The following is an 11,444-nucleotide window of genomic DNA, read 5'->3' on the forward strand; positions in this document are numbered from 1 at the left end:
CCATCACCCGGCTGCCGGGGCAGTATTTGCAGATTGGATAAAGAAGGAAAAGAAAACCCTTTATTAACGGGTTATCATTTGTAGTACAATATAAGCCAGCACCAGGAATAAAAGGATCAGTAATACCGCCAGGAAGGTCCAGGGGTTTTCCCGGATGCGTTTTTTTTCCCGTCGCTGTTTTTTGGATTGCAGGTAATTCTTTAATTCCTTATTGAGTTGCACCACGTATCGCTGAAGTTCGTCTTTGTTTCCGAACGCTTCCAGCCCTTCCAGTGCGTCTGCTTCAAATTCATTTTCCTGCAACCATTCTTCCACGGTGTGCCGGTCTGCATGCGACAACTTCCCACTGATATAGTCCATCAGCAACTGGTTGTCGATATCCTTATTGCTATTGGTTAATATGTTGAGTAAATTGTTCATTTGCTGATTTCATTTTCCCGTTGCTTTCGCAGCATCATTATCCGCAGGTTTCTTTTTCCGTTCTGAATATTACTTTTTACCTGTAACAGGTTAAAACCCGTGTGCTCGGCAATTTCCTGGTAGCTTTTTTTCTCCAGGTAAAATAAAGTTACACATTGCTGCTGCTCCTGGTTCAGGTTTTTTAGGCTTTCGTGCATCCAGTCAAGCAATTGGTCTTTTTCCTGCAAAGCACTGATGGCTTCGGTGTCTTCCGCACCTGCCTGGTTCTCAGAAAGCTCGGTCATTAACCTGCTTTTATCGCGGAACTGCATCAGGCAGTGATTCTTGGCAATCATATACAACCAGGACTTGATGTATTCTACCTGGTATTTTTCCAGTTCTGTAATGGCTTTCAAAAAAACCTGTTGCACGGCATCACGGGCTGCTTCCTCATTTTTCAGGTATTTCATACAAACACCCAGTAATAACAGGGTGTACCGCTGTAAAAGAATACCCAGCCAGTCTTTATTCCTGTCCTGGTAATAGTTCTTAAGCAATTCCTGCTCACTGATATGGTTGTACTTGTCCAAGTTCACTGGTACAATTTATCATTTATTCAGAGATGCGGATCTGCTTCTTTTCCATAATTTGTGGCAGTTATGTTAACAGATTCCGTATATATTCCCGTGGTATCGGTATGCCCCGTGCGCAACCAGCCCGATCACCGGGCAGAAATGAGCAGCCAGTTATTGCTGGGAGAACAGGTAGAGGTGCTGGACCATTCGGCAGCAGGCTGGTTGCAGATCCGTTCTTTGCACGATGGGTACGAAGGCTGGTGTCAGGCCATCCAACTGTCGGCCCTGCAGCATACACCAGTGGAGCCTTTGGGCTATTTCGACCGTGAGCTGGGCTTTGCCAACGTTAACGGGCAACCGATGCCGGTTTTTATGGGAACACCGGTATATGAACAACCGGTAGTAGCTGGTATTTTTTCTCTTTCCTTTACCGGTCTAAGTGTTCAGCCCGATACCAATGATAAACACCTGCAGGTGCAGGAACTGGCCCTGCAGTACCTGAACAGTCCCTATCTCTGGGGAGGACGCACGTTTGCCGGAATTGATTGCAGTGGTTTTGCGCAAATGGTTTACCGGCAATTGGGCATTCATTTGTTGAGAGATGCCTACCTGCAGGCAGGAGAGGGTGAACCGGTTGGATTTTTACAGGAAGTACAACCGGGTGACCTGGCTTTTTTCGATGAGCCGGATGGACGAATTTCGCATGTAGGTATTTTACTGAATGAGCGGGAAATCATTCATTCCTCCGGGAAAGTACGGATCGACGATATTGACCATGCGGGTATTCTCAGCCGGGATCAAAAACGAAGAACCCATCGCCTGCGGCTTATTAAGCGGTATTTCTAACTGAAAAGCGATTTGATCCAACGGAGCAGGGCCTGGTCCCACTGCAATAGTTTTACGGCAGTATAGAGCAATAAAAGGGCAAAGAGCTTTTTCATTAACTCGCCATCAATTTTGGTGGCCAGTTTACCACCCAATAATCCACCCAGGATAAACCCGATTGCGAGTAGCCCCACTACTTTTATATCAATAGGAGTGCCATTGGCCTGGCAATATTTGTAATACTGGTAAAAACCCAGGAATACAACAGGCAGCATCAAAACACCTAGGGAAGTGCCCTGGGCCTGATGCTGGCTGTATTTAAGAAAATATACCAGGGCCGGCACCAGTACAATACCTCCGCCGATGCCCACCAGGCCACTTAGTATACCAGCCAGCAGGCCAATGCCAATAATAAGCAGTAATTCAGGAACTGCCATCCTTATTTCTGAAAGGTTTCTTTGTAGAAAGCGATACCGTCCTGTATGATTTTTAAAGCCGTGGCCTTATCCTGGAACTCATTTACTACTACCGATTTATTTTCCAGGCGCTTGTATTCTTCGAAGAAATGACGCAGCTCATCAAAGAAATGCTTCGGTAATTCCTCAATATTATTGTAATAGTTTACAGACGGATCATTGGCAGCAACAGCAATGATCTTGTCATCGGCATCGCCACTGTCGATCATGCGCATTACCCCAATAACTTTGGCTTCCATTAAGCAAAGCGCTTGTACAGGCTGGCTGGTAATAACCAGGATATCAAGTGGGTCTTTATCATCGCCATAGGTTTTGGGAATAAACCCATAGTTGCAAGGATAATAAAAAGAAGAATATATAATACGGTCCAGCTTCAGTAAACCGCTGTCTTTGTCAATTTCATATTTAGCCCTGGACCCCTGGGGAATTTCAATAACGGCGGTCACAATTCGGGGGGCGTTTTCTCCTGTTGGAACTCCATGCCAGGGATGAGATACAGTTAACATGTTTGTCTTTTTGCTTTTTAGTAAGGTTGCAGTATTAATGCAGTTCTTTTAAATCTACCTGCCAGATGCCATTGGAACGCACAATTTTAACAGTTGTTGTATCGGCGCTTTTATAGGAATTGGAAAATGAGTAATGAACGGTAGAGTCGTTTTCATTTTCAATTTTGATCGGCAAAATATTGGCGTTCTTGAAAGACACTCTTTCTTCAGTCGATAACTTGTTGTAATAATCTTTTTTCCATTTTTCAAACAACATGGTATTGGCCGAATCTTTTAAGAGGTAAAATTCCGCTTTGGTCATATTTCCATCCAGTGATGCCCGTATAAATTCACGGCCGGCATCCTGGGCATCTTCTGCCGGACTAAAACTACTGTTATCGGCGCAGGCACTTAAAAAAAGGACGGCCACCAGGGCTATGAATGAAATGGATGCTGTTTTCATAGGTGCAAACATAAAGAAAAGGCGTCAGGTTTTAAACCCGACGCCTTTTCCGGAGAATTTGATGCATTTAGGAGGGAAGCTGCTGTTCGCGTTCTTTTTCCCGGTCATAAGCCCGGATAATGGCTTTAACCAGCCGGTGACGAACTACATCCTCCTCATCCAGCATGATATGGGAAATGCCGTCTACATTCTTAAGAATCCGAACCGCCTTTTCCAGGCCGCTTTTCTGGTTCTTTGGCAAATCAACCTGGGTCATATCGCCAGTAATTATGGCTTTGGCATTGGCACCGATCCTGGTCAGGAACATTTTTAATTGAAGATCCGTGGCATTCTGGGCCTCATCCAGGATAATAAATGCATTATCCAGGGTTCGGCCCCGCATGTATGCCAGCGGCGCAATTTCAATGGTGCGGTTGCTCATATAATACCCTAGTTTATCGGCAGGAATCATATCATCCAACGCATCGTATAAGGGGCGTAAGTAAGGGTCGATTTTTTCTTTCAGGTCGCCCGGTAAAAAACCCAGGCTTTCCCCGGCTTCTACGGCCGGGCGGGTAAGAATTATTTTTTTGACAATTTTATTCTTGAGTGCCCGTACTGCCAGTGCTACCGCTGTGTAGGTTTTACCGGTACCAGCCGGACCAATAGCAAACAGGATATCGTTTTTATCAGCCCCTACTACCATTCTTTTCTGGTTGGCGGTACGGGCTCTTACTGTTTTTCCATTGGGTCCGAAAACCAGGATATCGTTTGGATTTCGGTCTATAAAATTGTCGACCGTTTCTGCATCGTCTCCTCCTAAAATCTGCTCAAAATAATTTTCGCTCATATGCCCATTCCGTTCCAGGTACTGTACAATGAGGTCGATTTTTTCTTTTGCATTGTCTACCTGCTCGGGTGCGCCGCTTAATTTTATTTGTGTTCCGCGCGATAATATTTTTAAGAGAGGAAATTTCTTTTTAAGGATGTCTAGTTTGCCATTATTCACTCCGAAGAATTCAATCGGATTAACGGTTTCAAGGTTGATGATTTTTTCAGTCAATGCACTTCAGATTTAATGTTCACAAAAAAACGAATTCACCATCTTTCGGATTCTCGATAGCGATCGAACGCCATCTAACCAAATATAAACTTCACAAGCTATTAGGTACAAAGTTACTTATGCACAAATTGTGGATATTGTTAATTTTTCAAATTGCGCCTTTGCAATTCGGCGCACCGCAGGTACAGGGTCTTTTCCCATCATGATGTGTTTCGCCATAATTGCAGGTTAGTTCTTCTCCAGCTTTTATTTTGCGGAGACTGTAAAATTCAACCTGCTGGTAGCAACAACGCATGTAGGTATTGGGCAGGCAGGAGTGATTAACAAACCGCAGTGCATTTGCGTGTACAGAAGCATCCAACGCGTGGCCATCTCCAAATTCAACCATGGCCAGTTTTTTCTGTTGCCGTATTCGTTTCCTGGCTTCGCGAACGGTTATTATTTCACCACCCAGGTTGCCGATTTTGTGTTTGGCAGGAATGGCTTCTGCTGCAAAACATCCTTTACCGTCTATCTTACTTTTTTTGTTGATCAGCTTAAATCGAATCATTGGAACAACTACTAATGGCCGAATAAATCAGAAGAGAGGTAACGGTCTCCACGATCACAAATAATGCATACAATCACGCCTTCTTTTAATTCTTTCGAAATTTCAATGGCGGAATGAACGGCGCCTCCGCTGCTCATTCCGCTGAAAATTGCTTCTTCCCGGGCTAGTCGGTTGGCCATAATACGTGCATCTTTCTCTGCTACGTCAGCGATCCTGTCTACCCGGTTGCGTTCAAAAATTTTCGGCAAATATGCTTCAGGCCATTTCCGGATACCTGGAATTTTAGAGCCATCTGTAGGTTGACAACCCACAATTTGCACGGCTGGATTTTTTTCTTTCAGGTAGCGGGATACGCCCATGATGGTTCCGGTGGTTCCCATAGCCGATACAAAATGAGTAACCTTACCGGAAGTATCTCTCCAGATCTCCGGACCGGTTGTAGCATAATGCATGGCATAATTATCTGGATTAGCAAATTGGTTCAGCATCAGGTAACCACCTTCCTGCACTTTTGAAACCGCGTAATCGATGGCGCCTTCCATCGATTTTTCCTTAGGCGTTAATATTACTTTGGCACCAAAGGCTTCCATGCTCAATACCCGTTCACGAGTGGCATCTTCGGGCATTACCAATTCAATTTCCACCTTAAACAAGCTGGCTATCATAGCCAATGCAATACCGGTATTTCCACTGGTAGCTTCAATGAGTTTAATTCCAGGTTTGATTTCGCCCCTGTCCAAGGCACCTTTGATCATACCATAAGCTGCCCTGTCCTTTACGCTGCCACCAGGGTTATTGCCCTCTAGTTTGGCGTAAATGGTAACAGCGGGGTTCACTATTACATTTTTTAATTCAACAAGCGGGGTATTGCCTACAAGATCCAGGATTCCGGCCATAGCATAGTTTAAGAATGAAAGCTGACCGGAAAGTTATTACAGTTCTGCTAATTATGGAAGGGATTAATTGTTAAGTTCTTCCTCGATCATGTCACTCATCAGCTTTTCCTGTTCACTCACCCAGGCAGGGAGTGGTTGTGGAATTATTTTCCAATGATTGTCTTCCTTGCGCATACGAAACATAATGCGGTTGCCCCGGTCATCCACTACATCAACAGAAAACAAGGTTTCCTGGAGAATCCTCATTTTTCTGAAATTGAACTCACGTAAACGTCCTTCTGCTTTGATAAGACGGGTGAATTGAATGTTTTTCACAAATTGTATCTGCATATGATTTCAGTAAACGGTAAACAAATCCAAGTCCATATTTGGTAAGCAATTCCCGTGCTAAGTATTTCTAATAAGCTGCTAATTTCCTTGTTTTTTTCCCCATTTCCTTATTTATTTTGCCGGATGTATTCAAAACAGCAGGCATCGCAGGTTCGGCAAGACTTCTATACCAGTTTTGGTTTGTACATGGCACCCGTAGTATCGGCCGATGGCAGCCCTCAAAACTGGTTGAATTATAAAACCGGCATCCGGGCTGTATTTATCCGGATGGATACGCCCAATCGCGGCGCTTCCATTGGGTTGGTGCTTACCCATGCCGATCGGGCAGAACGCCTGGCCATGTTTCAAAAATTTGAAGCCCTGCGCACTGTTTTTTCAGAACTCGTAGGGGCTGACTGGGCCTGGGAAGCAGATACTACTAATGCCATTGGCCAACCAATAAGTCGTATTTACACCACGTTAACCGGCGTATCGGTTCTAAACAAAGCCGACTGGCCTGCCCTGATCAGTTTTTTCAAACCGGCCCTGGTAGCGCTGGACGAATTCTGGCAGCTGGCAAAAGATCAATTGGAGGCCTGATCATTTCCGGATTCTTTTTTTCAACTCAGCCAATGGTAAAATCATTCTTTTCCCGATGGGCTGGCCATTTCGGAAGCTTTGAACCTGTAAGGTGCTGGCGCCTGGAGGAAAACGGATGGGTGCTGTATAGACAGGATAAAACCGGTCGGGTGGGAACTCATCAAAACTATAGTGCAGGGAAAGCTGATCGGTTTCAGTTTGAAGGCTCACCTGTACTACGGTGTCTTGCACATATTGTACGTTTACCATTGGGTCGTAAAGGCTGGTGGAATAATTAATGCCTGCCAGGTCGTTTCTTTTGAAATGGGCTTCGGTTCTGCGCACGAAATCGTTCCAGTCTTTTCGTTTAACCGGGCTCCAAACGGCTTCTGCCACGGCCCATCCCCTGGGCCATAACATATACTCCAGGTGGCGGGTCGTATACAGCCGCTCAGACCATAGGTTCGCTTGTCCCCCCAGGATATAAGTAGGGTCGGCTCCGGCAGGTACGGGATCAAAGGCATACGTTTTCTTCAGGCGCACCATACCATAGGTAGGTGGTTCGGACAAGGGGTCGCCCTGGTAGAGATCAACATAGGTATGGCTATTGGGCGACATTACCACCGGGTGTTTAAGTTTTGATGCTGCTATACCTCCTTTATCGCCCTGCCAGCTCATAACGGCAGCGCCGGGTGCCAAGCCGCCCTCCATAATTTCGTCCCAACCCATCATTTTTTTCCCTTTCGATGCAATAATGCGGGCTACCCGCTTTACGAAATAGCTCTGCACTTCGTGCATGTCTTTCAGGTTTTCTCTTTTCATCAGTCCTTTCAGGGCGTCACTTTTTTCCCAGAATCCTTTATAGGTTTCATCGCCTCCCATGTGGATGTATTCGATGGGGAAAAGGGCTGCAATTTCGGTAAAAATAGTATCCAGCAGGGCATACACTCTTTCATTTGCAGGGCATAAATTGTTATCAATGGTGCTGTAAAATTTGCCGCCTCCGGGCCAGTGCATAAACCTATCTCCCCCATTTACCTGGTAGGTTGTGCCCGGGGTACAACTTAGATCGGGATAGGCGGCCAGTAAAGCCATGCTATGGCCCGGAACATCAATTTCCGGCACAATGGCAACCTGGCGGTCTGCTGCATAGGCCAATAATTCGCGGATATCGTCCTGCGTATAATAACCGCCATAATTTTTAGGCTCCTTAGGGTCTTGTTTGCCAAACTCGCCCCATTTTCCGGTACGCTCGCCCCGGTAAGCGCCAATAGCGGTTAACCGGGGTAGTTGTTTAATTTCAATGCGCCAACCCTGGTCGTCGGTAAGGTGCAGGTGCAGGCGGTTGTATTTATAAGCGGCCATATGGTCGATAAAATCCTTTACCTGCTCTTTTGTGAAGAAATGCCGGGCCACATCCAACATCAGCCCCCTCCAGCCAAAGCGCGGATAATCCCGGATAGAGGCAAATGGAACGGCCCATTCCTTACCGGGCTGGGCAGTGGGTGCTTCAATTTCAGCGGGTAATAATTGCCAGAGGGTTTGGAGCGCATAGAAAAAGCCAGCTTCTTCGGCAGCGGAGATAACAATTCCGTTATTCGAGATTTCGAGGGAATAGGCTTCCCTGGAAGCAAGGGTTGCTGCCGGTACCAGGCGCAGGCGCAGAACTGCTACTTCCTCTCTTGTTTCCTGTATGGTAATGCCTGCCGAACGGGTAAATTTGGTACTAAGCTGCTCCAATAAAAACGACCTGTTCTTAATGCCCTCCGGAATAGATACGGTCAGTTCCTTACCGATCAAATAGGAACCGGGTGGGTAACTGGCTTCTGCCGGAATAGGAATAAGGGCGGGTGAAGGAAGCTGCCCTGCCAGGCATAAAGTACTGAGGACGCTTAGTAAGGAAAAAAACCATTTTACCATACGAATTAGTTTGCTGCCGGAAATTACTCGAATTTAACAGTTATATGGCCCTGGTTTTTCCTAAATTGACCTTTTAACAGAGCAATATCATTCAGTTATGAAAATTTTTACCCTATCTGTGCTGGCTTTTTTGTTTTCAGTTATAGGTTATAGTCAGCAGAATTGTAAGCTGATCAAAGGCAATGATGAGTTCAGTAATGCGCCGAAATTGTCAACAGGGTTTATCCAGTTACAAAATGTGCAACTGAATATCGATGCCAATGGAAAAGAATTTGATTTATTTTTTGTTATTCAGAACCCGGCCGCCAATTGTATAGGAGAGGAGTCGGAAGCCTTGTTTGTATTTGAAGGCGGAAAACAAAAAATGCAGCTTCGTAATACCGGGGGCGATAACTGCAACGGTTTTTTTCATATTATCATGAAAGGCGGCGCCTTTACACCGGCCAATCTCAATAAACTGGCTACAAAAAAAGTAGTAACCATTAGTTTTAGTGACCGGAATGATAAGAAAACCATCATCACCCTTCAGCCTTCCGAACAGGATATGCTGATGCAGCTGTCGGATTGTATTGCTAAGGAAGCAAAAACACTGGTTGCTAAATAAATTGAGCCTGTTTAGGAAATAAAAAAAAGTCCCGGTTTAACCGGGACTTTTTTTATATGACTACCGAAACCGGCTTAGTAGCGATAGGTTTCAGGTTTAAATGGTCCGGCTTTAGGAATACCCAGGTATTCAGACTGGTCATTGGTCAGCTCATCAAGCTGTACGCCAATTTTGGCCAGGTGTAAGCGGGCTACTTTTTCATCGAGGTGTTTAGGCAATACGTATACTTTGTTTTCGTACTTGCTCGTATTGGTCCAGAGTTCGAGTTGGGCCAATACCTGGTTGGTGAAGGAGTTACTCATTACAAAACTTGGGTGGCCAGTAGCACAACCCAGGTTTACCAGGCGACCTTCAGCCAGCAGGATGATGTCTTTCCCATCAATGGTATACATATCTACCTGCGGTTTAATGGTGTCCTTGGTGTGTCCGTAATTCGTATTCAGCCAGGCTACGTCAATTTCAATATCGAAGTGGCCGATATTGCAGACAATAGCTTTGTCTTTCATTGCTTTGAAATGGGTGCCGGTGATCAGGTCTCGACAACCGGAAGCCGTTACAATGATATCCGCCTCTTTTACAGCATCGATCATTTTTTTCACTTCAAAACCATCCATAGCGGCCTGCAGGGCACAGATGGGGTCAATTTCGGTAACAATAACCCGGCAACCAGCTCCGGCCAGGGAAGCTGCAGAACCCTTGCCCACATCTCCATAACCACCTACAACAGCTATTTTACCTGCCAGCATTACGTCGGTTGCGCGGCGAATGGCATCTACCAGTGATTCTTTACAACCGTATTTGTTATCGAATTTGCTTTTAGTAACAGAGTCGTTTACGTTGAAGGCAGGAATTGGCAAACTGCCTTTTGCCATACGCTCATAAAGGCGGTGAACTCCGGTAGTGGTTTCTTCACTCAGTCCTTTGATATGTTGTATTAACTCGGGGTATTTATCAAAAACGATATTGGTCAAATCGCCGCCATCGTCCAGGATCATGTTCAGCGGGCGTTCAGGCGAACCAAAGAACAGGGTTTGTTCAATGCACCAGTCGGCTTCTTCAATGGTTTGTCCTTTCCAGGCATATACGCCAATACCAGTTGCAGCAATGGCAGCAGCTGCATGATCCTGTGTGGAGAAAATATTACAGGAGCTCCATTTTACTTCAGCGCCTAAAGCCACCAGGGTTTCAATAAGTACAGCGGTTTGAATGGTCATGTGCAAGCAGCCGGCAATCCGGGCACCTTTTAATGGCTGACTGGCACCATATTCTTCACGAAGTGCCATTAAACCGGGCATTTCTGCTTCAGCAAGGCGAATTTCTTTGCGACCCCAATCAGCCAGGCTGATATCCGCAACTTTATAAGGAAGGGAAAAATCAATAGTGGATTTTACGACAGTTGACATGCGTTAATTTTTTTTACGGTGCAAAGGTACAATATTGCTGTTAACCCGGAAAGCTTTGTATAACTTGCTACTGAACTGTTTATCAAATAATTACACAGGGTTGCCATTATTTTTTAACATCGCTGCAACAACTTTGTCTATTGGCAGGGTGACGGCTTCTTCGCCAAAATCAGCCCAATCAATAAAGCGGAAGGATTCAATTTCCTGGGTGGTTTCATAGAGCTGGTGTTGTGCTTCATCAAACTCAAAAGGGTTGCTGCGTATGGGAACCCGGATCGGTTCCAGGGCATGGGCAAAATAATAGATCGAAAGAATCTGCTGGCTGGGATTGAAAGCACTCATCTGGTAAAAATCGGTGGTATAGATATGTTCCCCGATGCTAACCTGAAGGTTCATTTCTTCCAGGAATTCGCGCTTCAGGCAATCACGGGTACCTTCTCCGAATTCCAGTCCACCCCCTGGAAATTTGGTAAAGAAATCACCCCTGATCTTTTCATCGCTCACCAATACCTGGTTGTTTTCATTGATAAGAATACCGTACACGCGGATAGTGAACATAGTCAGAATAATTTTTTCTTAAGGAAAAACCAGCCGATTACCAGGGATATTGCCATGGATAAAAAAACCGGTATATAAAAAGCGTAGGGAGAATTGGCATAGGGGATGGGTACGTTCATGCCGTAAATACTGGCTACCAGTACGGGAAAACTGAGGGTGATAGTGATAACAGACAGCCGTTTCAATACCTCGTTCTGGTTATTGGCAATGATGCTGGCAAAGGCGTCGAGGGTGCTGGAAAGAATATTGGTATAAATATTGGCCATTTCCAATGCCTGGGAATTGTCTACGATCAGGTCGTTCAGAATTTCTTTTTCTTCTTCGTTCAGTCCCATGAAATTGGTACGTTCCAGTTTAATC

The 11,444-nt window shown here is 45.3% G+C and carries 16 protein-coding genes; 3 read left to right on the top strand and 13 right to left on the bottom strand.

The window, feature by feature from the left end; genetic code table 11:
- Nucleotides 1-63 precede the first annotated feature (63 nt).
- On the bottom strand, nucleotides 64-420 hold the full coding sequence (locus A1D16_RS18445) for a hypothetical protein (RefSeq protein ID WP_290712237.1): 357 nt from the start codon (nucleotides 418-420) through the stop codon (nucleotides 64-66).
- A complete protein-coding gene (locus tag A1D16_RS18450; RefSeq protein ID WP_290712238.1) occupies nucleotides 417-995 on the bottom strand; it encodes a sigma-70 family RNA polymerase sigma factor in 579 nt (192 codons plus the stop codon). The genes A1D16_RS18445 and A1D16_RS18450 overlap by 4 nt, the downstream gene beginning before the upstream one ends.
- A 63-nt stretch (nucleotides 996-1,058) precedes the next feature.
- On the opposite strand from A1D16_RS18450, the gene A1D16_RS18455 reads away from it, so the two are divergent.
- Nucleotides 1,059-1,820 carry a C40 family peptidase gene (locus A1D16_RS18455; RefSeq protein ID WP_290712239.1) on the top strand — a complete coding sequence of 254 codons (762 nt, stop codon included), beginning with the start codon at nucleotides 1,059-1,061 and terminating at the stop codon, nucleotides 1,818-1,820.
- On the opposite strand, the gene A1D16_RS18460 is transcribed toward A1D16_RS18455, so the two are convergent.
- The 7 genes from A1D16_RS18460 to A1D16_RS18490 form a co-directional block, all read right to left on the bottom strand.
- A complete protein-coding gene (locus tag A1D16_RS18460) occupies nucleotides 1,817-2,236 on the bottom strand; it encodes a TSUP family transporter (RefSeq protein WP_290712241.1) in 420 nt (139 codons plus the stop codon). The genes A1D16_RS18455 and A1D16_RS18460 overlap by 4 nt on opposite strands.
- 2 nt (nucleotides 2,237-2,238) lie before the next feature.
- Entirely contained in the window at nucleotides 2,239-2,781 is a 543-nt protein-coding gene (locus tag A1D16_RS18465) for an inorganic diphosphatase (protein WP_290712243.1), read from the bottom strand.
- A gap of 34 nt (nucleotides 2,782-2,815) precedes the next feature.
- Nucleotides 2,816-3,223, bottom strand: a complete 408-nt coding sequence (locus A1D16_RS18470; protein ID WP_290712245.1) for a hypothetical protein — start codon at nucleotides 3,221-3,223, stop codon at nucleotides 2,816-2,818.
- 67 nt (nucleotides 3,224-3,290) lie between these two features.
- Nucleotides 3,291-4,265, bottom strand: coding sequence for a PhoH family protein (locus tag A1D16_RS18475; protein ID WP_290712247.1), 975 nt, complete (start codon nucleotides 4,263-4,265; stop codon nucleotides 3,291-3,293).
- A 148-nt stretch (nucleotides 4,266-4,413) separates the two neighbouring features.
- Entirely contained in the window at nucleotides 4,414-4,815 is a 402-nt protein-coding gene (locus A1D16_RS18480) for an SET domain-containing protein-lysine N-methyltransferase (RefSeq protein WP_290712249.1), read from the bottom strand.
- 11 nt (nucleotides 4,816-4,826) lie between these two features.
- Nucleotides 4,827-5,711, bottom strand: coding sequence for a cysteine synthase CysM (cysM, locus tag A1D16_RS18485; protein ID WP_290712251.1), 885 nt, complete (start codon nucleotides 5,709-5,711; stop codon nucleotides 4,827-4,829).
- Between the two features lie 63 nt (nucleotides 5,712-5,774).
- Nucleotides 5,775-6,041 (bottom strand): hypothetical protein, encoded by a 267-nt coding sequence (locus A1D16_RS18490; RefSeq protein WP_290712253.1) that lies wholly within the window; start codon nucleotides 6,039-6,041, stop codon nucleotides 5,775-5,777.
- Nucleotides 6,042-6,164: 123 nt separating this feature from the next.
- Between A1D16_RS18490 and A1D16_RS18495 the strand changes: the two genes are divergently transcribed.
- Complete coding sequence (locus A1D16_RS18495) at nucleotides 6,165-6,620, top strand: DUF4268 domain-containing protein (RefSeq protein ID WP_290712255.1); 456 nt, start codon at nucleotides 6,165-6,167, stop codon at nucleotides 6,618-6,620.
- Here the strand turns inward: A1D16_RS18495 and A1D16_RS18500 are convergent, their stop codons facing one another.
- Nucleotides 6,621-8,519, bottom strand: a complete 1,899-nt coding sequence (locus A1D16_RS18500; RefSeq protein WP_290712257.1) for a beta-N-acetylhexosaminidase — start codon at nucleotides 8,517-8,519, stop codon at nucleotides 6,621-6,623.
- Nucleotides 8,520-8,616: 97 nt separating this feature from the next.
- Here A1D16_RS18500 and A1D16_RS18505 point away from each other — a divergent pair, with 97 nt between their 5' ends.
- Nucleotides 8,617-9,123: a hypothetical protein gene (locus A1D16_RS18505; protein ID WP_290712259.1), complete on the top strand. Its 507-nt coding sequence runs from the start codon at nucleotides 8,617-8,619 to the stop codon at nucleotides 9,121-9,123.
- A gap of 74 nt (nucleotides 9,124-9,197) precedes the next feature.
- On the opposite strand, the gene ahcY is transcribed toward A1D16_RS18505, so the two are convergent.
- From ahcY to A1D16_RS18520, 3 genes are all read right to left on the bottom strand, one after another.
- A complete protein-coding gene (ahcY, locus tag A1D16_RS18510) occupies nucleotides 9,198-10,526 on the bottom strand; it encodes an adenosylhomocysteinase (RefSeq protein WP_290712261.1) in 1,329 nt (442 codons plus the stop codon).
- Between the two features lie 90 nt (nucleotides 10,527-10,616).
- Complete coding sequence (locus A1D16_RS18515) at nucleotides 10,617-11,084, bottom strand: NUDIX domain-containing protein (RefSeq protein WP_290712263.1); 468 nt, start codon at nucleotides 11,082-11,084, stop codon at nucleotides 10,617-10,619.
- Between the two features lie 2 nt (nucleotides 11,085-11,086).
- A partial coding sequence (locus A1D16_RS18520) for a CorA family divalent cation transporter (RefSeq protein ID WP_290712265.1) occupies nucleotides 11,087-11,444 on the bottom strand: 358 nt, incomplete at its 5' end.

Origin of the sequence: Flavihumibacter sp. CACIAM 22H1 (assembly GCF_001601815.1) — a bacterium.
Taxonomy (GTDB): Bacteria; Bacteroidota; Bacteroidia; order Chitinophagales; family Chitinophagaceae; genus Flavihumibacter.